The sequence below is a fragment of the Paenibacillus sp. Aloe-11 genome (assembly GCF_000245715.1).
Classification (GTDB): domain Bacteria; phylum Bacillota; class Bacilli; order Paenibacillales; family Paenibacillaceae; genus Paenibacillus; species Paenibacillus kribbensis.
Window position 1 is genome coordinate 39091 of the sequence record NZ_JH601037.1, and the last position, 24762, is coordinate 63852.

Annotated in this window: 2 protein-coding genes and 1 rRNA gene; 2 read left to right on the forward strand and 1 reads right to left on the reverse strand. The window is 50.2% G+C overall.

The window, feature by feature from the left end; translation table 11 throughout:
• Positions 1 to 58 precede the first annotated feature (58 nt).
• Complete coding sequence (locus tag WG8_RS00370) at positions 59 to 22897, forward strand: non-ribosomal peptide synthase/polyketide synthase (RefSeq protein ID WP_007428065.1); 22839 nt, start codon at positions 59 to 61, stop codon at positions 22895 to 22897.
• A gap of 108 nt (positions 22898 to 23005) precedes the next feature.
• Here WG8_RS00370 and WG8_RS00375 read toward each other — a convergent pair whose 3' ends face one another.
• Positions 23006 to 24040, reverse strand: coding sequence for an alpha/beta fold hydrolase (locus WG8_RS00375; protein ID WP_007428066.1), 1035 nt, complete (start codon positions 24038 to 24040; stop codon positions 23006 to 23008).
• Positions 24041 to 24572: 532 nt separating this feature from the next.
• Here WG8_RS00375 and WG8_RS00380 point away from each other — a divergent pair.
• Positions 24573 to 24762: ribosomal RNA gene (locus WG8_RS00380) — 16S ribosomal RNA — on the forward strand; the annotation flags it as partial.

Below are 24762 nucleotides of genomic sequence, written 5' to 3' on the forward strand. Positions count from 1 at the left end.
GTCCTCCTGACTGCCTTGCAGCGGGAGGATTTCACATCACGAAATAGGAGTGAACGAGATGAATGACATGCAGTTATATGATTTGACAAATGCGCAAAAACGTATATGGTATACCGAATTACTTTATCCAGATACGTCAGTGTCACAGCTTTCCGGTACAGCCAAGATGAAGGGCCGTATCCATATCGCCGCCTTCATGCAGTCCATTAACTTGATTATCAAACAGTATGACGCGTTCCGAATTCGTATCACCTCAGTGGATGGAGTGCCCCAGCAGTATGTCGTTCCTTATGAAGAGAGACAGTTGGAATACCTGGATCTTACCCATTATGAAAATATATCTGAGGTAGAAACCTTACTAGAGCAGCACAAAAGGAAACCCTTGCCACTGCTGGATTCTGAACTATTCCAGTTTTTGGTTGTAAAGATTAGCGAGGAAGAGTATTGGATTAATATCAAGATGCACCATATTATTTCTGACGGGATTTCTATGGTGATCTACGGCAATCAGTTGACAGATTTTTACACGCAAATCATTCAAGGAAATGAACCAACGCTGAATGACGATTGCTCTTATATTCAATATATTGCAGAAGAGAACGCATATGAGCTTTCTGATAGATACCAAAAGGACAAGGCATACTGGCTGGATAAATTTTCAGATTTGCCTGAGCTTACGGGTTGGAAATCCTATAATCCGTTATCTCTAAGCACCCAAGCCGTTCGGGAGCATTTTACTGTGCCAGAGGTGCTATATCATGAGCTGCAGGCATTTTGCCAGCAGAACAGGATTTCCCTGTTTCAGTTCTTCATGGGTGTGATGTATATCTACATACACAAAGTGACGAATCAGCCGGATGTAGTGATTGGTACTTCGTTCGCTAACCGTGGGAACAAAAAAGAGAAGCAAAAGATCGGCATGTTCGTTAGTACGGCTGCAGCCAGAACATATGTCGAAAAAGATATGGATGTGCTGAGCTTCCTGCAGGAAGTAGCCAGGGATCAAATGTCAATCCTGCGGCATCAGAAATATCCATACAATCAGTTAATCCAGGATCTAAGAGAAATGCATGGCAACAAGGATATTCAGCGGCTTTTTGGCGTCTCCATGGAATACCGGCTGATCAATTGGGTTGATTTGGAAGATGTGCGCATTTTGACGGATTATGATTTCTGCGGCGACGAAGTGAATGATTTCGTGCTTCATATCGTGGAGATTCTGGATGAAGGCGAGCTGGTACTGGATGTCGATTACCGGGCAAAGCTGTTTGAACGCAGTGAAGTAACGGACATGGTTTCCCAGTTGCTTACGATCGCCGAGCAGATCATTCATACACCGCAGCTTTCCATCGCAGAGGTAACCCTGCTGGGAGAAGCGGACGAGCAATCCATTTTGGCTCTCTCGGAAGGGATTGTAGCTGATTATCCGCGTGAAAAGACAATTCATGGCTTATTCGAGGAACAAGCCGAGCGCACGCCAGATCATGTTGCCGTTCAGATGGGCGAGCAGCGCATTACATACCGAGCTCTCAATGAGCAGGCTAACCAGCTTGCGAGATATTTGCGCTCTGAGGGAGTGGGAGCAGATACGCTCGTAGGGATCATGGCCGACCGTTCCTTGGAGATGATCGTCGGCATTATGGCCATTTTGAAAGCAGGAGGTGCCTATGTACCGATTGATCCCGATTATCCTGAGGAACGTATCCATTACATGCTGAAGGATTCGGGAGTCCAGCTGTTGCTCACCCAAAGCCATCTGTGGGAGTGCACCACTTTTGACGGAAAGCATGTGAATCTGGACGAAGCTGCATCGTATCAAGGAGACGCTTCAAATCTGGAGAGCATTTCGGGTTCGAGTAATCTGGCCTATGTTATCTACACGTCGGGCACAACCGGCAAGCCGAAGGGAACGCTGATTGAGCATAAAAATGTAGTTCGGCTGCTCTTTAACGATCAAAATTTATTTGATTTCAGCGCTCAGGATACGTGGACGCTGTTCCATTCGTTCTGCTTCGATTTCTCTGTTTGGGAGATGTATGGAGCCCTTCTCTACGGAGGAAGATTGGTGATTGTTCCGTCTCTCACCGCCAAGAGCCCGGCAGCGTTCCTGGAGTTGTTGAAAGACAATAAAGTCACCATTCTGAATCAGACGCCGACGTACTTTTATCAGGTGATACAGGAAGAATTAGCTCACTCTTCGACAGAGCTGAGCCTTAGAAAAATCATTTTTGGTGGAGAGGCCTTAAGCCCATCTCTTCTGAGAAACTGGCGGGCTAAGTATCCTGTTGTACAGCTGATTAATATGTACGGAATTACGGAAACAACGGTGCATGTCACCTACAAGGAAATCACGGAACATGAGATTGAAGCGGGGAAAAGCAATATTGGCGGCACGATTCCGACACTGAGTGCTTACATTTTCGATGAGCAAAGACGCCTGCAGCCTGTCGGGGTTCCGGGGGAGCTATACATCGCGGGTGACGGTCTGGCCCGAGGGTATTTGAACCGTCCAGAATTGACGGCCGAGAAATTCGTAGAACATCCGTTTCGGGCGGGAGAGCGGATGTACCGTACTGGAGATCTGGCCCGTTGGCTGCCTGATGGTAATATCGAATATTTGGGACGGATTGACCATCAGGTCAAAATTCGCGGCTACCGAATTGAGCTTGGCGAGGTGGAAGCCCAAATTCTCAAGGCTCCGAGTGTACGGGAAACGATTATCCTTGCACGGGACGACGAACAGGGACAAAAATTGCTGTGCGCCTACTACGTAGCCTCCACCGACCTTTCGCCGAGCGAATTGAGGTCTCAGCTGGCTGTGGAACTGCCAGCTTATATGATTCCTTCTTATTTTGTCCGGCTGGAGCAAATGCCGCTTACGCCAAATGGCAAGCTGGATCGCCGCGCGCTGCCAGCTCCAGAGGGCAGTGTACAATCCAGCGAGGATTATTTGGCTCCGAGAACTGCTGCGGAAGTGCAGCTGGCGCTAATCTGGCAGGATATTCTGGGAGTTGCCCGCGTGGGTATCAGAGATAATTTCTTTGAAATAGGTGGTCACTCTTTGCGGGCGACACTGCTCGTTTCGCGGATTCAGAAAGAGCTGGGATGCAGCATTTCACTGCGTGAAATTTTTCAGTCGCCTACGGTCGAGTCCCTGGCGCGACTGATGAAAGAACGCATTCCAACCGTGTATGAATCCATTCCACAGGCGGAGGAAAGCGAAGCTTACCCTGTGTCCTCAGCGCAGAAGCGGTTATATGTGCTGAGACAAATGGACGGGGGAGAACTCAGCTACAATATGCCTGGAGCATTCACAGTGGATGGGCCATTGGATCGCGTTCGTCTGGAATCTGCGTTCCAGATGCTGATCCAGCGTCACGAATCCCTGAGAACCGGTTTCTATATGAAGGATGGAGAGCTTGTTCAGCGTGTGCATAGGGAAGTCCCGTTCACGTTGGACTACACAGAGGCTTCAGGGGAGGATACGGATACGCTCATACGCAGCTTTATCCGTGCCTTTGATCTCAGCCAGGCCCCGTTACTGCGTGTTGGCTTGGTGAAGCTGCAAGAGGAACGTCATTTGTTGCTGTTTGATATGCATCACATCATTTCAGATGGGGTTTCTATTCAAATACTGGTGGAAGAACTCACTTCATTGTATCAAGGGGAACAGCTGCCAGAGCTGTACATCCAATACAAGGACTTTGCTGTGTGGCAACAGGAACAGTCAGAGACCCAATGGCAAGAGCATGAAGCGTACTGGCTGCAGACCTTTGAAGGGGAGCTTCCGGTACTTGATTTACCTACAGACTTCCAAAGACCTTCTGTTCGAAGCTTCGAGGGTAGCCGAATTGATTTTACATTGGATGAGTCCGGCAATAAGGCATTACAAGAACTTGCATCCCGTACAGGTACTACGCTGTATATGGTATTGCTGGCTGCTTATTCGGTGCTGCTGCACAAATATACGGGGCAGGAGGACATCATCGTAGGATCTCCAGTGGCCGGAAGACCACAGGCTGAGCTTGAAGGTGTCATTGGGATGTTTGTCAATACACTGGGTATGCGCAGTTACCCGGCGGGAGATAAGACGTTTGATGAGTATCTCCTCGAAATCAAGGAAACGGCGCTCAAGGCGTTCGAGCATCAGGACTATCCTTTGGAAAAGCTGATTGAGAAGCTGGGTGTAGGACGTGATGTCAGCCGCAATCCGCTCTTTGATACCCTGTTGGTATTGCAGAATACGGAGCAGGCAGAACAGGACATGGGCGGGCTGCGCTTTACTTCTTACCCGTTGGAGACCGTCACAGCCAAATTTGACCTGTCCCTGAATGTGGAGGAGCAGGGGGAAGAGCTAGCTTTTGGTTTGGAGTATAGCACGGCTTTGTATCGGCGGGAGAGTGTGGAGCGACTTGCTATGCACTTGCTTCGGGTTCTGCATGCGGTTGCTGCCAATCCCCGGTTGAAGCTGGCAGAGATTGAGATGATCACACCGGAGGAGAAGGTACAGATCATTGAAGAATTTAACGCGACATCGGCTCCTTACCCAAGTGATAAGACTATTCACGAGCTGTTCGCGGAACAAGTAAAGCGTACACCGGAGCAGACGGCGCTTGTATTCGGCGATGTTCGGCTAACCTACCTCGAATTGGAAGAGAAGGCGGGACGACTGGCCCAGACGCTGCGTCGGTTGGGAACGTTGAGGGAGCAGCCAGTGGCCGTGATGGGCGGACGAAGCATCGAGATGGTCATTGGTATGCTCGCGGTGCTTCAGGCCGGTGGAGCCTATGTGCCTATTGATCCCGACTACCCGGAAGATCGGGTTCGATATATGCTCGATGATTCCGATGCCAAGCTAATGCTGGTACAAAAGGGCGAGTATGGAAATATAGACTACGGTATTCCGATGGTCGACCTCAGTAGTGAAGAGGCTTATGCAGCTGAGCCTGCCCGGCCGGAGACTGCCCAGGGATCGCATGGGCTTGCTTATGTCATCTATACATCGGGTACGACGGGTAGACCGAAGGGCGTTATGGTTGAACACCGGAACGTGGTCCGTCTGGTCAAAGAGACCAGCTATGTGGAGCTGAATGAATCCACACGAATTTTGCAGACAGGAGCCGTGGCCTTTGATGCTTCCACTTTCGAAATATGGGGAGTGCTGCTTAACGGCGGACAGCTCTATTTCGTGGAGAACGACGACATCCTGATTGCTGACAGGCTCAAAGCTGCCATTGCCTCGTACGGAATTACAACGCTGTGGCTCACTTCACCGCTTTTCAATCAGCTTTCATTGCAGGATGAGTACCTGTTCAGAGGGTTAAAAACATTGCTCGTCGGCGGTGACGTGCTGTCTATATCTCATATGAACCGTGTGATCGAGGCCAATCCTGATCTTGTTCCTATCAATTGCTATGGTCCGACAGAGAATACGACCTTCTCCACCACCTACAAGATTCCGGGTCGCGCTGAAGGGGTAGTGCCGATTGGTCGCCCGATTAGCAACTCGACCGCTTATGTAGTCAATGGATCGCTTCAATTACAACCCATTGGTGCTTGGGGCGAACTGATTGTCGGCGGTGAAGGTATAGCGCGCGGATATCTCAATCGGCCTGATCTCACGGCAGAAAAATTTGTCCCTAGCCCTGTGAAGGACGGAGAACCATGCTACCGAACTGGCGATCTGGTACGCTGGCTTCCGGATGGGAATCTGGAATTTAAAGGAAGAATTGATGAGCAGGTCAAAATACGCGGTTACCGCATCGAACTCACCGAAATCGAGGCTCAACTGGCCAAGGTGGAGTCGGTCATCGACGCCGTAGTGGTCGTTCGCGCGGATGAGCTTGGAGAGAAGCAGCTTTGCGCTTATTATGTGGCGGATCGTATGCTCACGGCTGGAGATGTGCGTCTTGCATTATCGCAGGTACTACCGAGTTATATGATCCCGTCCTATTTTATGCAGCTGGATCGTATGCCGCTAACATCGAACGGAAAAGTGGACCGCAGGTCTCTGCCGGCTCCTCAAGTGGGTGCGCATACGGGGCGGAAGTATACGGCTCCCCGTACACCGGCCGAAGAAGCCTTGGCGTCTGTCTGGCAAGGGGTGCTGGGTGCCGAACAGGTGGGTATCCATGACAATTTCTTTGAATTGGGAGGAGACTCCATTAAGGCGATTCAGGTTTCGTCACGGCTACTGCAGGCTGGCTATCGGTTGGAGATGAAGGAGTTATTTAAATCCCCAACGATTGCCGAGCTGAGTACGCAAATACAAACGGCTGTGCATATGGCTGAACAGGGAACTGTGCGTGGAGCGGCTTGCTTGACTCCGGTCCAGCAGTGGTTCTTTGGACGGCAGCAGGCAGAGCTCCATCACTTCAATCAAGCGGTCATGTTATATCGTGAACAGGGATTTGAGGAAAAGGCCTTGCACCGTGTCCTGACAAAACTTGTGGAGCATCATGACGCTCTCCGGATGGTTTTCCGTCAGACAAAGCATGGCTACGAGGCTTGGAATCGTGGTCTTGAAGAAGGAGAACTGTATAGCCTGCTTACCGTTGATTTACGGAATGAATCGAATCCGGCTGCAGCCATCACAGCACTCTCGGACGATATTCAGCGCAGCATCAATCTGGCAGAAGGTCCGCTGCTGAAGCTAGGACTGTTCCATTGTCAGGATGGAGACCATCTTCTGATCGTGATCCACCATTTGGTGGTGGACGGAGTATCCTGGCGGATTTTGTTTGAGGATATCGCAGCGGGCTATGAACAGGTGACTCAAGGACAAGAGCTGACATTCCCGCAGAAGACGGACTCCTTCCGTGACTGGGGTGATGCTCTTTCCCGTTATTCGGAAAGCCCGGAAATTGAAGCCCATCGGGCGTATTGGAGAGAGCTGGAGGACCAGCAACTCGAACAGCTGCCGAAGGATGAGATTGTAGAAAGCCTTCTTTTGCAGGATAGCGAAGTGGTAACAGCACAATGGACTGTAGAAGAAACCGACCAACTGTTGAGAAAAGCCCACCGTGCTTACCAAACGGAGACGAATGATCTGCTATTGGCCGCTCTGGGCATGGCGGTATCCAAGTGGTCTGGCATTGGGAAGATTGCTGTGAATCTCGAAGGTCACGGTCGTGAACCGATTATACCGAATATCGACATTACCCGTACCGTGGGCTGGTTTACGAGCCAGTATCCGGTGGTTTTAGACCTGGACGATGGCCCGGAAGTGGCAGCCTTGATCAAGTCTGTGAAAGAAGGGCTGCGCCGAATTCCGCACAAAGGCATCGGGTACGGGTTGCTTAGAACGATGGCGAGTCAGGTGGATACCGACAGCTTCAGCTTGCAGCCTGAGATTTCTTTTAACTATCTGGGGCAATTTGATCAGGATTTGCAAGGAAGCTCGTTGCAGATTTCTCCTTATTCGACCGGAAGCGCCCAAAGCTTGTTGGGGGAACCAGCCTATACGCTGGATATCAATGGCATGGTGACGGACGGAGCCCTGACTCTGACGATTACCTATAACGGAAAACAGTATAAGTTATCTACGATGGAACAGCTCGCTGGATATATTGAAGAAAGCTTGCGAGAGCTTCTCCAGCATTGCGTAACCCAGGAAAGAACCGTATTGACACCAAGCGACGTGCTTGCGAAGGGTCTAAGCATTGCCGATTTGGAGGAGCTTTCTAAGCAGACCAGCCACATAGGCGATATTGAGAATGTATACAGTTTGACGCCGATGCAGAAGGGCATGCTGTTTCATGATATGTTTGAGCCGCATACAGGTGCTTATTTTGAGCAGGCTGCCTTTGACTTTAAGGGGAGCTTTGACCCGGCCGCGTTTGGACACAGTCTGGATGCAGTAGTGGAGCGTCATGCCATCCTGCGCACGAACTTTTATAGCGGATGGGGCAGTGAGCCTTTACAGGTTGTATTTCGGCACAGAGGCGCCAAATTGGTGTATGAAGACCTGCGGGAGATGGACGCAACGCAGCGCGAAGCTTATTTGAAGACATTTGCTGCAAAGGACAAGGCCCAGGGCTTCAACCTGGCTGAAGATGAGCTTCTCCGTGTTTCGATTTTGTGCACAGGTGAAGATAGCTTCCGTCTCATATGGAGCTTTCATCACATCGTCATGGATGGATGGTGTGTTCCATTAATTACGCAGGAGGTGTTTGAACATTATTTTGCCCTCCTGGAAGGAAGAGAGCCTCAGCTGGCGGAGGTTCAGCCGTACAGTCGATACATTGAATGGCTGGAACAGCAGGATGAAGAAGCTGCGACTAACTATTGGAGCCGCTATCTGGCTGGTTATGACCAGCAGACGCTTTTACCTCAAGTCGGGGAAGCAAGTAAAGCGGAAGGGTATGTGTCAGAGAAGCTGAATTACACCCTCGGCAGGGAATTGACCGGACGCCTGGAAAAGGTAGCCAGAGATGCTCATGTCACGATGAATATTTTGCTGCAGTCCATCTGGGGCATTGCGCTTCAACGTTATAACGGTAGCCGAGATGTCGTATACGGAAGCGTAGTATCAGGCAGACCAGCCGAAATTCCGGGCATTGATCGGATGATTGGTTTGTTCATCAATACGATTCCTGTTCGTGTGAAGACGGAAGAAAATCTTCCCTTCATAGTCCTGATGAAGCGGCAGCAGGAGCAATATATGGCTTCTCATATGTATGACACCTACCCGCTGTTTGAGATCCAGGCTCAGACGGACCAGAAGCAGGATTTAATCTCACATATTATGGTATTTGAGAACTATCCTGTCGAGGAGGAGGTAGAGCGTCTGGGTAGTAGCGAAGCTGCCTTTGAGATTGAGGATGCGGAGCTTCTTGAGCAAACGAATTACGATTTTAATTTAATTATCCTGCCGGGTGAAGAGATGAGATTGCTATTCCAGTACAATACGCTCGTCTATGACTCATCCAATATTGAGCGAATCAGAGGACATCTGGTTCACCTTATGGAGCAGATTGTAGGAAATCCTGGAATATCCGTCGATGCTCTGGAGTTGATAACGCCGCAAGAGAGGGACCACATTCTAACCGTATCGAAAGATACCGTAGTCCCATATGAGCGTTATGCCGAGCTTCATTCACCAGCACAGGCAGCCTCCATTGGCGGACCTAATGCTAGCCCAAGTGTATATATTGTGGATGATCATTTCAGGCTGCTGCCTGTCGGCGTTGCTGGCGAGCTATGCATCGCAGGTGTTGAATTCGCGCAGGAGCATGATAACCATCCTGAGTTAACAGATGAGAAGTTTGTGGAAAGTCCATTTTCTCCAGGGGAGCGCATGTATCGTACGGGTGACTTGGCTCGTTGGTTGCCGGATGGCACGATCCAGCATTTGGGCCGAGTTGACCATCAGGTCAAAATCCGTGGCTACCGGGTCGAGCTGAGCGAGGTAGAAGCACAAATGCTCAAGGTGCAATCCGTTCAGGATGCTGTAGCCATGGCTGTGGAAGGTGATGATGGCCACAAGGATCTATTCGCTTACTTCGTAGCAGACCAGACGATTGAAATAAGTGAGTTGCGTGCGGTTCTATCTGAGCTGTTACCGGTGTATATGATTCCCTCCCACTTCGTACAATTGGACAATCCGCTGTTAACGCCAAGCGGAAAAATAGATCGAAAAGCATTGCAGGGAGAGCACGGATGGGCAGTTGCTTCATCTGCAGCTCCGAAGACACCTGTCGAAATCCAATTAGCTGGAATTTGGCAAGAAGTGTTGGGTGTAGAGAACGCGGGTGTGAAGGATAACTTCTTCCATTTTGGAGGTCACTCCCTGCGTGCAGCCCTGCTAGTCTCACGAATTCGCAAGGAAATGAACCGCGAGATAAGTTTGAGAGAGGTGTTCCAGTCCCCTACAATCGAAGGATTGGCTCATGCCATTGAGGGCTATACACCGCTCGATTTTGAAGAAATTCCTACGGCTGGACTGCGTGAGCACTACCCATTGTCCTCAGCCCAAAAACGACTGTTTATTCTAAGTCAGCTGGAAGGCGGAGAGCTGAGCTACAATATGCCGGGTATCCTTACGGTCGAGGGACCCTTGGATCGGGAAAGGCTGGAGCAGGCATTCCGTAGTCTGATCCATCGTCATGGTTCTTTACGTACCCGTTTTGTGACTGTTAACGGCGAACCCGTACAGCAGATCCTGACGGATGTTCCGTTTACTGTGGAATATGCGGAATTGAGCGAGGAAGAGGCAGAAGCTTCCCTTCAGCAATTTGTCCGGCCTTTTGATCTTGGCGAGGCTCCATTACTGCGGGTCGGCCTCATTCGGATTGCGAATGAACGCCATTTACTGTTGTTTGACATGCATCATATTGTCTCTGATGGTGTTTCTATGAACATTCTCATAGAAGAGTTTCTCCGCTTCTATCAAGAGGAGTACGTATTGCCAGCGCTACAGATTCAGTACACAGATTATGCAGTATGGCAGCAGGACCAACTCGAAAGCGAACGTCTCCAAGCCCAGGAAGCTTATTGGCTGGACGCATTCCGCGGAAGCTTGCCAGTGCTGGATTTGCCAGGAGATGAAGTCCGTCCTGCGGTGCGAAGCTTTGCGGGGGATCGGATCGACTTCCATATTGATTCTTCTCTGAACGGTTCACTCCAGGAGCTGGCTACCCGGACGGGTTCAACGCTGTTCATGGTACTGCTGGCTGCTTATACAGCGCTCTTGCACAAGTATACAGGTCAGGAAGATGTCATTGTCGGCTCACCTGTGGCGGGAAGATCCCATGCGACACTCGAAGGCCTCATCGGCATGTTCGTCGGCACACTGGCACTGCGTACTTATCCAGAAGGGGAGAAGACCTTTGAGGCTTATTTGCAGGAAGTGAAGGAAACAGCGCTGCGGGCCTATGAAAACCAGGATTATCCGTTCGAGGAGTTGGTGGAAAAGCTGGAGCTTCAGCGTGACCTGAGCCGCAATCCGCTATTTGATACCATGTTTGTTCTGCAAAATATCGAGCAGGGAGAACAAGAAATAGAGGGATTGCGCTTCACTCCTTACGATAATGTACATCCTGCTGCCAAGTTTGACCTTACGCTGACCGTGAGTGAAGCGGAAGGAGCGTTGAACTGCACGCTTGAGTACGCGACTGCGATCTACAAGCGAGAGACTGCTGAACGGATGGCAGGCCACTTTGTACAGCTGATTCAGGAAGCGACTGCCAATCCGGCAATGCCGTTGTCGTCCTTTGATATCGTGACACCTCAGGAAAAATTCAAGCTGATGCAGGAGTCGGCCGAAGCCAGAGCAGATTACCCTCGTGACAAGACGATTCATGCGCTGTTCGAGGAACAGGCTGCCCGTACTCCAGACGCAGTGGCAGTTGTTTGTGAAAATGCAGCCCTGTCTTACAGCGAGCTGAACGAACGGGCCAACGGACTTGCCAGAACGCTCCGCGAGCGTGGCCTGCAACCGGACGGTTTGGCTGGAATCATGGTGGATCGATCCCTTGAGATGGCCGTCGGGATCTTGGCCATTTTGAAGGCGGGCGGAGCTTATGTCCCTGTAGACCCTGAATATCCGGAGGACCGCATACGCTTTATGCTTGAGGATTCAGGAGCCAAACTGCTGCTGACACAAACGCATCTGGAGAAACATGTCTCCTTCGCCGGGGACATCGTAAATCTGGACGAGGCGGCTTCCTACAAGGAGGATGCCTCCAACCTGGAGCCTGCGGCCGGACCGGAGCATCTTGCCTACGTCATCTACACATCGGGTACGACGGGCAAGCCCAAGGGAACGCTGATCGAGCACAAAAATGTAGTTCGCCTGCTCTTTAATGATAAAAATTTGTTTGATTTCGGTCCTCAGGATACGTGGACACTGTTCCATTCATTCTGCTTTGACTTCTCCGTATGGGAGATGTACGGGGCATTGCTGAACGGAGGACGTCTGGTCATCGTTCCATCGCTCACAGCGAAGAGTCCGAATCAGTTCCTGCAATTGCTGAAAGACCAGAAGGTGACTGTTTTGAACCAGACGCCAACATACTTCTACCAGTTACTGCAGGAAGAGCTTGGTCATCACGCGGCAGAGCTGAGCCTCCGCATGATTATTTTCGGAGGAGAGTCCTTAAGCCCGGCCTTGCTCAAGGACTGGAGAGCGAAGTACCCGCAAGTGCAGCTCATCAACATGTACGGCATTACCGAAACGACTGTACATGTAACCTACAAGGAAATTACAGAGCTGGAAATTGAACAGGGCCGCAGCAATATCGGCACCACGATTCCGACGCTGCGTGCGTACATTCTGGATGAACAGCGCCGTCCACAGCCGATTGGCATTCCGGGTGAATTGTACGTGGCGGGCGAAGGTCTGGCGCGCGGCTACCTGAACCGACCGGAATTGACGGAAGAGAAGTTTGTCGCTCATCCGTTTGCAGCGGGCGAGCGTATGTACCGCTCGGGTGACTTGGCACGCTGGCTGCCGGATGGCAGCATGGAGTATTTGGGACGGATTGATCATCAGGTTAAAATCCGGGGCTACCGCATCGAGCTGGGCGAGGTGGAAGCGAAGCTGCTCCATGCTCCGTCAGTAAGAGAGGCGGTTGTGCTCGCCCGGGAGGATGGAAGTGGACAGAAGGTGCTTGTCGCCTATTTCACTGCCGACCAGATGCTTACAGTAGGTGATTTGAGAAAAGCCTTGGCTGCAGAGCTGCCGGCTTATATGATTCCGTCTTATTTCATGCAATTGGGGCAGATGCCATTGACACCAAATGGAAAGCTGGATCGCAAAGCGCTTCCGGCTCCAGAAGCCAATGTGCAGACCGGAGCGGTCTATGAGCCGCCAAGGACGAAGGCTGAGGAAGCTTTGGCGTCCGTATGGCAAGGTGTGCTGGGAGCGCAGCAGGTCGGCATCCATGATCATTTCTTCGATCTGGGCGGGGATTCCATCAAAGCGATCCAGGTATCCTCGAGATTGTTCCAGGCCGGATATAAGCTAGAGATGAAGGATCTCTTCAAATATCCGACAATTGCCGAGCTGAGCCCGTATCTTCAGGCAGCCGGACGCACAGCGGAACAGGGAGAAATCAAAGGTGCAGCGGAGCTGATGCCAATTCAGCGCTGGTTCTTTGAACGCCATACAGCGGAGCCGCATCATTACAATCATGCGGTCATGCTCTATCGGAAAGATGGCTTTGATGAGGCCGCACTCCGGTTGACGATGACCCAAATTGCTACCCACCATGATGCGCTGCGTATGGTCTTCCGGCCTACAGAAACCGGGTATACAGCCTGGAATCGGGGAATTGACGAAGGCGAGCTTTACACATTGGACATCTTCGATGTGCGACAGGCTGCCGACCAGACAGCTGCCGTTCAAGCCAAAGCAGATGCCATCCAGGCAAGCTTCCATTTGGAGGATGGCCCACTGTTTAAGCTAGGCCTGTTCCATTGTGAAGATGGCGACCATTTGTTAATTGTCATTCATCACCTCTTGGTAGATGGTGTATCCTGGCGCATCCTGTTCGAGGACATCGCGGCGGGATACGAGCAGGCGTTGAATGGACAAGCAATCGTTCTTCCACAAAAGACCGATTCGTATCTTGTATGGTCTGAGCAAGCGGCGAAGTATGCAGCAGGGCCTGCTCTGGACAAGGAGCGTGCATACTGGAAGCAGATCGAGGAGACGATTTCAGCTCCATTGCCGAAGGATAAGGATCAGGCGCCGGGTACTATTCGGGATAATGAGTCCGTAACAGTAACATGGTCTGCTGAAGAAACAGACCTGCTGCTGCGACAAGCGAACCGCGCGTATTATACGGAGACGAATGATTTGCTCCTGACTGCTCTGGGGGCAGCAATTCAGCGCTGGACAGGCATGGAACAGATTTTGGTCAATCTTGAAGGGCATGGACGGGAAATGATCATACCCGAACTGGATATTACCCGTACCGTGGGCTGGTTTACAACCCAGTATCCGGTTCTGCTGAGCGTCCAAAACGGGCAGGAAGTATCTGTGCGAATCAAGCGTATCAAAGAGAATTTGCGCCAGGTTCCGCACAAAGGAATCGGCTACGGACTTCTGAAGTATATGGCACCAGAGAAAAGGTTCGGGTTTGGCGTAGAGCCGGAGATTTCCTTCAACTATCTTGGACAGTTTGATCAGGATTTGGAGGGTAATGCCCTTAGCCTATCCACACATTCAGTCGGTAAGTCGCTCGGCGATCACACACCACAGCAATATGCTCTGGATGTGAATGGCATGATAGCTGAAGGTCAGCTATCACTGACGATTACGTACAGCAGCAGGCAGTATCGCAAGGAAACGGTGAATCATTTTGCTGGATTATTACAGTCAAGTCTCAGCGAGGTCATCCGGCATTGTGTGGCTCAGGAGCGCTCACAGCTTACACCAAGTGATGTTCTGTTCCCGGGATTAACACTGGAGCAGCTAGATCAACTCACAGCGCAGACGGCCCACATTGGAGAGATTGAGGATGTGTACAAGCTGACGCCAATGCAGAAGGGGATGCTGTTTCACAGCCTGATGGAGCCGGATTCCTCTTCATACTTTGAGCAGGCTACGTTCGAGCTGCGAGGCAGCTTCGATGTAGATGCCTTCTTCGAGAGCTTCCAGGCTTTGGCACAGAGACATGCCATACTGCGTACCGGCTTTTACAACAACATCGGTGATTTACCGCTGCAAGTTGTCTTTAAGCAACGGCCAATCCCTCTGCAACACGTAGATTTGCGTGCCGCAACGTTGCAGGAGCAAGAAGCCCAGATCAAGGCTTACACTGCTGAGGATATGGCTAAAGGATTCAGCTTGTCGGAAGATCCGCTGATGCGAGTGACCGTTTTGCAAACGGATCAAAGCTCCCTGGTGCTATGGAGCTTCCATCATATTGTTATGGATGGCTGGTGCATCCCGATTATTACACAGGAGCTGTTCGATTATTATTCTGCCCTGCGACAGCAAGTACAGCCTGTGTTGCCGCCAGCTCAGCCGTATAGCCGTTATATTGAGTGGCTGGATGCACAGGATGATGAAGAAGCTTTGACGTATTGGAGCCAATACCTCGAAGACTATGACGGGAATACCGTATTGCCGGAAGGCAAAACGAAATCCCAGGCCAAAGAAGCGGGCTACGTTCTGAATGAGCATGTTCTCCATTTGGGTGCATCCTTGACCCGTAAAATGGATGTTGTCGCGAAGCGCAATCATGTGACTGTCAACACACTCATGCAGACAGCCTGGGGACTGATTCTCCAACATTACAATGCAAGCTCGGATGTGGTTTTCGGTGGCGTTGTATCGGGTAGACCGGCTGAGATTGCAGGTATCGAAAATATGGTGGGTCTGTTCATTAACACAGTACCTATCCGTGTACAGTCATCCAAGGACGAAGCCTTTGTCGAGGTCATGAAACGCACACAGGCACAATCGCTGGCAGGCCGTGCATACGACACCTATCCACTGTACGAGATTCAGGGGAAAACGGCCCAGAAGCAGGATCTGATTTCTCATATTATGATCTTTGAAAATTATCCGCTCGACGAACAGGTGGAACAGTCCGGCAATCAAAATGAAGACAATCTCGAAGTCGCGAACTTTACCATGTTTGAACAAACCAACTACGACTTTAACCTGGTTGTGATTCCAGGCGAGGATATCAAGGTCTGCATTCGTTACAACGCTGTGGTTTATGAGCAGGACAGCATTGCGCGAATCGGAGGGCATTTGTTGCAAATGCTTGATCAGGTAGCTACTCGTCCGCAAGCGATCATACAGGAACTGGAGATTGTAACATCTGAGGAACGAACGAAACTGCTTGACTGGGGCGGCAAGGCCCATACCTATCCAAGTGATCAGGGGCTTCATACCTTGTTTGAAGAACAGGTTGTCCGTACGCCGGATAAGATTGCGGCAGTAAGCGGCGACATCCAGATCACGTATCGGGAGTTGAACGAGCAGGCGAACAAACTGGCCTCGACCTTGATAGCCCAGGGACTGCGGAGTGAACAAGTAGTGGGTCTGTTGGCGGATCGGTCTGTGGAGCTGCTTGTCGCCATCATGGGTGTGCTCAAAGCGGGCGGAGCCTACGTACCTATTGATCCTGAATATCCACAGGAACGGATTCAGTATATTCTGAAGGATTCCGGTGCCGAGATTCTGCTCACACAGAGCCACCTGACAGAGTTGGCTTCCTTTGAGGGAACGGTTATGGAACTGGATTCCCCGCACATCTACGGGAACGTAACGGATAACCCTAATCTGCCTGTAAGAGGAAACGATCTGGTGTATTTGATCTATACCTCCGGCACAACAGGAAATCCGAAGGGAACCATGATTAACCACAAAGGGATCGTGAACTACATCTGGTGGGCCAATAAGGTCTATTGTGCTGGCAAACCAACGGATTTCCCGCTCTACTCATCCATTTCGTTTGACCTGACGCTCACGTCTATTTTCACTCCATTAATTAACGGAGGATTAGTACGGATTTATGATGGTATAGATAAAGCGGAGGTTGTACAGCATATTTTGCGCGAAAATGCGGTGGATATTCTCAAGCTGACGCCGACTCATCTCAGTCTGATCAAGGATATGACCATTCCGGCGGAAAGCCGCATTCAACAGCTCATTGTAGGCGGAGAGAATTTAACCACGCATTTGTCAAAAACCATCACCGATCTCTTTGGTGGCAACATCAAAATCTACAATGAATACGGTCCAACCGAAACGGTCGTCGGCTGCATGATTCACCTGTACGATCCTGTGAAGGATACACGTGAATCCGTACCTATTGGATTGCCGGCAGACAATATATATATCCATATCCTGGATGACCAGCTTTGTCTCGTACCGTTAGGCGTGGAGGGCGAAATGTACATCGCCGGGGACGGGGTAGCCCGTGGATACCTGAATCGTCCTGAACTTACCGCAGAAAAATTCATTAGAGACCCGTTCGCTGCGGAAGGAAATATGTATCGAACCGGGGATCTGGCTCGTCGCCTTCCTAATGGAGACATTGAATACATTGGACGTATTGACCATCAAGTTAAAATACGGGGCTACCGTATTGAGCTTGGTGAGATTGAGGCCAAGCTGCTGGATATTCCACTTGTCGAGGAGGCTCTCGTAGTTGCGTGGGCAGATGCTCATGGGCAGAAATCGCTGTGTGCTTACTTCGTAGCTGATCGTGAAATGTCTGTTAGCGAGCTAAGAAACGAACTGTCTGCCGGACTGCCTGCATATATGATTCCGTCTTATTTCGTCCAACTGGACGCGATGCCTTTGACACCGAATGGCAAGCTGGACCGTAAGGCGCTGCCTGAACCGAGCTCAAGTGTGAAGGCGGGTGCTGCCTTTACTGCTCCGCAGACAGATGTGGAGAACATTTTGGCTTCGATTTGGCAAGGTGTGCTCGGCGTGCCGCTTGTCGGCATTCATGACAATTTCTTTGAGCTTGGAGGCGACTCGATCAAATCCATTCAAGTATCTTCAAGGCTTCTCCAAGCAGGCTATAAGCTTGAGATGAAGGATTTGTTCAGCTATCCGACAGTTGCGGAGCTGGCCCAGCGCGTTAGCGCAGTCAGCCGAATTGCAGATCAGGGCGAGGTACACGGAGCGGTGAGATTGGGACCTGCCCAGCGCAGATTTTTCGACGAGCAGTCGACGGACCTGCACCATTTTAATCAGTCGGTCATGTTGTACCGTCAGGAAGGCTTCAATACCGATGCGCTCGCCGAGGTTATTCGGAAAATAGCAGAACATCATGATGCGCTGCGCTTGGTGTTCAGCCAAGGAGAGCATGGACTTGAAGCTTGGAACCGCGGCTTAAGTGAGGGTGAGCTCTATAGCCTCCAGATCCATGATCTGCAGGATGAAACAGACCCGGCTTCGGCCATAGAAGCTGGTGCGGAAGCCATTCAGCGCAGCATCTCTCTAGAGGATGGACCTCTCTTTAGACTGGGTCTGTTCCGCTGTACGGACGGCGAACATCTGTTGATCGTTATTCATCATCTGGCTGTTGATGGCGTATCCTGGCGCATTCTCTTTGAGGACCTGCAGGAAGGCTACGAGCAGGCCGCACGCGGCGAAGCGGTCAAGCTGCCGCAGAAGACAGATTCATACCGTGCATGGGTTGATGGAATCACACAATATGCGAACGGTCCGGCGGCTCAGCAAGAGCGCAGCTATTGGGCAGAAGTTGAAGGAGATGGTTTCGCTCTTCTTCCAAAAGACAAGGTAGACGACGCTCTTCTCATCAAAGACAGCAAGACTGTGACGGTGAGCTGGTCACCAGAAGAGACAGAGCAGTTCCTGAAAGAAGCGAACCGCACTTACAACACGGAAGTGAACGATCTGCTCCTGACGGCCCTTGGTATGGCTGTTCACGAGTGGACGGGAATCGAGCGTGTAGGCATCCTTCTGGAAGGGCATGGACGGGAGCCTGTTGTACCGGAACTGGATATTACTCGCACAATAGGCTGGTTTACAAGTCTATACCCTGTCGCCCTTGACATGGGAGGCGAACTGGAGATCGGCGCCAGAATCAAGCGCGTCAAGGAAGGATTGCGTCGTATTCCTAACAAAGGTGTCGGATATGGTATTTTGAAATATCTGGGCGACACATCTGATGCTTCCCTCTTCACGGCAGAACCGGAGATTATCTTCAACTACCTGGGGCAGTTCGATCAGGATCTCGCAGGGGGCACGATGGAGGTATCATCCTACTCGACAGGGCCTGAAGTCAGTGAACAGATGGTGCAGCATCAGTCATTGAACATTAATGGACTGATTGCCGAAGGACAGCTTCAACTTTCGGTCAGCTATAACCGTCAGCAGTTCCACGCGGAGTCGGTAGAAAAGTTTGTCGGCATCTTGAAGAACCATCTCAGCGAAGTCATTGGGCATTGTGTACGCAAGGAAAGAACGGAGCTTACACCAAGCGATGTACTTCTCCGAGATATCAGCTTGGAGGAAATCGAGGAGTTGGAAGAACACACACGGCATATCGGCAGTATTGAAAATATGTATAAATTGACACCGATGCAAAAGGGAATGTTGTTCCACAGCTTGCTGGAGCCTCATTCGGAAGTCTACTTTGAGCAGGCCAAATTTGAAATTCAGGGAGCATTCTATCCTGAGGATTTCAAACGCAGCTTAAAGCATCTGATGAAACGGCATGCCATTTTGAGAACGAATTTCCATGCTGGATGGGGTGATTTCCCTATACAGATTGTGTTCAAAGAAAGAGCATGTGACTTCGTATACGAGGACCTGCACGAGCTGGAATCCGGTGAAATTGAAGCGCGTCTTGCAGCTTATATTGCTCAGGACAAAGCAAGAGGCTTCGATCTTGCTAATGAAGCATTGCTGCGTGTTGCGATTCTCCGGACAGCAGAAGAGGCTTATCATTTGCTGTGGAGCTCTCATCACATCATTTTGGATGGCTGGTGTATGCCGCTTGTGCTTCAGGAAGTGTTTGAAACGTACGGGGCTTTGCGTGAGCAGAGAGAGCCTGAACTTCCTGCCGCTGTATCGTACAGCCAGTATATTCAATGGCTGGAGGAGCAAGGTGAGGAAGAGGCATCCTCTTACTGGAGAGGATATCTGGAAGGATACGATCAGCAGACGAAGCTGCCGCAGGCGACAACACAGCTATCGGCAAAAGCAGAAGCCTACGTATCGGAGAAGCTTGAATTCACGTTGGATACGGAACTGACCGAGCGGCTGGAACAAGTGGCCAAGCAGCACCGAGTGACGATGAATACGCTGATGCAAGCAGCCTGGGGAATCGTGTTGCAGCGCTATAATAGAAGCCAGGATGTCGTTTTCGGAAGTGTAGTATCGGGAAGACCTGCCGAGATTCCGGGTATCGAAAGCATGATCGGTCTCTTCATTAATACGGTTCCGGTTCGGATACAGGCTGAAGGAAGCGATACGTTCTCCGATGTGATGAAAAGACAGCAAGAATTATATTTGGCAGGACATGCTTATGATTCCTATCCGTTATATGAGATTCAAGCACAGAGCGAACAAAAGCAAGATTTGATTTCTCATATTATGGTGTTCGAAAATTATCCGGTAGAAGAGCATCTGGAAGAGAAAATTGCCAGTGAAGAGGCTGAATACAAAATTACGGATGTTCAGATGTTTGAACAGACGAATTATGATTTTAACCTCATTGTGCTGCCGGGCCGTAGTCTGGAGTTCTTGTACCGTTACAATGCCCGCGTCTATGATCGTGAGAGCGTGGAATGGATTCAAGGGCACTTGACGAGAATTCTGACAAGCGTATCTGTTCAGCCTGCTATCCGTATTGATGAGCTGGAGCTGATCACGCCAGAAGAGAAATCGCAGATTATAGAGGTGTGGGGCGATACAGCAGCTCCTTATCCGCGTGAGAAGACCCTTCACCGTATATTTGAGGAAAAAGCGGAGCTCACACCGGATCGAACAGCCCTTATTTACGGTGAAACGGAGCTTACCTACGGAGAGCTGCATCAGCAGGCGAACCGTCTTGCACGTACGCTGCGTGCTCAAGGGGTCAAACCGGATCAACCAGTCGGCATCATGGTTGAGCGCTCGCTTGAGATGATCATTGGCATTCATGCCATTCTAAAAGCTGGCGGGGCCTATGTACCGATTGATCCGGAGTTCCCGGAAGATCGTATTCGCCACATGCTGGAGGATTCAGGGGCGAAGCTTCTGCTGACGAAAAATCATCTCAAAGATCGTTTTCCGTTCACCGGCACGCTCTTGGCACTTGATGATCCGCAGGCGTATCATGCTGATAGCTCCAATCTGGAGCCAATTGCGGGGCCGGAGCATCTGGCGTATATCATTTACACGTCAGGTTCGACCGGCAAGCCGAAAGGTGTAATGATTGAGCATCGCTCTGCCGTTCATACGCTGAGCCAACTGGAAGCTGAATATCCGATGTTGGAAGGCGACCGATTCCTGCTCAAAACGACATTCACTTTTGACTTCTCCGTACCGGAGCTGTTCTGCTGGTTCTTTGGGCAGGGAACTCTCGTGATCCTGCCGCAGGGCGCGGACAAAGACCCGGTGGCACTGCTGGAGGCCGTGAATACAAACCGTATCACGCATCTCAATCTGGTACCGTCAATGCTCAGTGTTCTCGTTCAATACTTGAAAGAAAGCGGCACCCAGGGATTCCTTACGCTGAAATATCTGTTTGCCTGCGGTGAGACGCTGCCTGTCAAACTTGTGGAAGAGTACTATAAAGTATCTCCATACGCAGTACTGGAAAACATTTATGGTCCTACCGAAGCGGCTGTATATGCAACGCGATATACAACGAGCCCTGAGACTGCTGCTCTAACGCATGTACCTATCGGTAAACCGTACGCTAACGTCCAAGTATGGATGATGGACAGCGCTTCTCAGGTATCACCTGTAGGTGTGCCAGGAGAGCTCTGCATTGCAGGCGAAGGGGTAGCGCGAGGGTACTTCAATCAGCCGGACCTGACGGCAGAGAAGTTCATTCCTCACCCGTACAAGCCGGGAGCACGGATTTACCGAACAGGCGATTTGGCACGATGGCTGCCAGACGGGAATATTGAGTATTTGGGGCGGATCGATCACCAGGTAAAAATTCGGGGTTACCGCATTGAACTGGGAGAAGTGGAAGCACAAATTCTTAAAGTGCCGTCTGTGCAGGAAGCGGTCGTCCTTGCACTGGCTGACGCCACTGGAAGCACTCAGCTTTGCGCATACTTTGTGGCCGAGGAGGGAGTAGCAGCGGGCGTGTTACGTGAGGCACTGGCCAGCGAGCTGCCAAGCTACATGATTCCGACTGCTTTCGTACAGTTAGCGCAAATGCCGCTGAACCCGAACGGCAAATTGGATCGCAAAGCGCTGCCGGCACCGGAATCACTCCTGCGGAGCACAGCGGAGTATATCCCGCCGCGCACACCGACAGAAGTAGAACTGGCGCAGATTTGGACCGAGGTACTCGGCGTGCAGGAGATCGGAGTCAAGGATCATTTCTTCGAGCTTGGGGGCCATTCCCTGAAAGTGTTGGGATTGATCCAGAAAATCTCTTCCAGCATGGGCGTACAGCTTCCGCTCCAGCTCGTGTTCAATCTTCCGACTGTGGAGGAAATGGCACATGAAATATCCAAGCTTCGGTCAACAGCTGCTCCTGATGAAGAAGAAATGGAAATTATCCACTTCCCAGGGAAAGGAACGCTTAAAGTGTTTTGCTTCCCTCCTCGGGTCGGCTACTCTCTGGGGTACTATGAGATGGCCAGAGAGCTGGAAGGACATTGTGAAGTATACGGGTTCGAATTTATCGGCGATCATGTTCAAGGTCAAGATATGCTGGATCGATATGTGGATGCCATCACGGGTATTCAAGCAGAGGGCCCATATGTATTCCTGGGATACTCACTCGGAGGAAATCTCGCCTTCGAGGTGGCCAAAGCCATGGAAAGCCAAGGCCACCATGTCAGCGACCTCATAATGGTCGATGCTATGAGAAAGACATCCAAGGATGAATCGACACCGGAACAGCTTGAAGAGATTGTCGAGGTGGTACTGGACAGCATTGGGGACCAGTACAAATCATTCCTCGCCGATCCAGCCGACAGAGAGCGAGTCAAAGACAAAATGTTGATTTACTCCATCTACCGGAATGAGCTTATTAACGCAGGTGAAGTTCAGGCGAATATCCATGCCTTGGTTGCAGAGGACGATAGTATTGGTCCGGTGACATCATCAGATAAACTGCTATGGCAACAGGCGACACTTGGTCAATACGAAGAGTACGGAGTCATCGGTACGCACGACGTGCTGCTTGATTCCGGTTATGTTGGGGAAAATGCTAAAGTGCTGAGACACATACTTGGCAAGGTTGCAGAAGCCTCATCTAAAAACAAGCCTATTTTGTCCTAAGATCAATCAACGAGAATAGTATTGGGCAGCAAAGACGCCCGGGTTCCTTTATATAGGAGAAACCCGGGCGTCTTTTGTGTTTTGTATCGCCATAAACATATTAAGTCTCTAATCATCTGTCTTTGATTTAGCAAAGGTTGACCGCGGGTGACTGGTGTTGGAGATTAGTTCACGGATGACTTGAATGACCAGCTCGGGTTGATCATGGATAATCATATGGTCACTCTTCTTGGCAACAATAAATTTGCTGTTTGTAGAGATGTTGAGCATTTCACGCTGCCCCATCTGCCAGCTTTGTTCGATCTGATCATTTCCGTTCTTGCTAATACCGAACTGAGTCAAATCTTGCTGGATGCCCCGGGCAATCACACGCACAGGGAGGTTTCCCAAATGCTGCCCACGTATGGCATTTTCGGTTGTGTTCGCCAAATCCCCTTCCTCGGCAACAGATCGAAAGTATTTGGGGGAAGCAACAATATTCACAAACGATTTTCTATCCTGATGCTCGACACGACCAGTTAGCATAAAATTAGGGAACAGACGAAAAGCCCCTGACCTTTTTAGGAGAATGGATATTAACGGCGAGGGATTGACCTTAGGCCGTTCCTTGGCATAGATCTCCTGGGTCCGGCGAGCGTCATTCTCGGGCCTGGCATCCACCAGAATCATTCCTGCCACCTCATCGTCGTACGTTTGTGCGTACAATCTTGAGTACATCCCTCCGAGGGAATGACCTACAAGGATATAAGGAGCTTGGATGTCTGCATTCTTTAAGGCGACATGAAGCTCTCGAACGATATTTTCTCCGGTGCGTGGAGTAGCAGCCTCCTCGCTCCAGGCGTAGCCTGCCCGGTCATAGGATACAACAGTTGCGAATGTTGACAGCTTTTCGGGAATATCCCTCCAGGATAAGCTGCTTTCCCCACTCCCCGATTCAAGCAGTATTGTCGGAGAGCCGCTACCAAGTTTTCGAATATGAAGTTGATGGCTCCCGGCATCGACCATTTCCCCCGGAGGAGGATATTGCGATTTATCCTGTTTGGATGCAATCCACTCATACACAAATCCAGAGATAACGACAAGCAGTAAGCAAGAGATGACCCAAAACATAATTTTCGTCCAAGTTTGCCTTCGTTGCTTCATTAAAAGATCCACTCCTTTATACTATTAATTAATCAACAGCTAATGTCATATGAAACAAAAATCGTATTATCCATCTATTCTCTATTAAGAGAGTGGTCTTTATGGATGATTCTCTCATATCATTTTTTACCCATCCTTTCTTTGTCAAATCATCAATATTAAAGAAAAACCAGATATAGCACTTGAGCTGTAATGAGTAACGCGTTATTTTAGGGCGATAAAACAATTTAATAAAAAAGCTTGCATTTAAATATTCAGTATGGTATATTCTAATTCCGGCCAAGAAATACAATATTGCAAGTGAGTGTAAAAAAAGATTTGAAATAAAAGCTTGCAAAGTTGGTTCGGACATGATATGATATAAGAGTTGATGAGGCGATGAGCTAAGTCAACAAAAAAGAAATGTTTGATCTTTGAAAACTGAACAACGAGTGAGTACGGATTTTGCTTGCAAAATCCACAATGAGATATTTTATCTCGTCAGTTTCAAAATGAGCTAATCGCTCTTTCTATAACCAACTTCGGTTGGTCTTTATTGGAGAGTTTGATCCTGGCTCAGGACGAACGCTGGCGGCGTGCCTAATACATGCAAGTCGAGCGGGGTCATGTAGAAGCTTGCTTCTACATGACTTAGCGGCGGACGGGTGAGTAACACGTAGGCAACCTGCCCACAAAACAGGGATAACTACCGGAAACGGTAGCTAATACCCGATACATCCTTT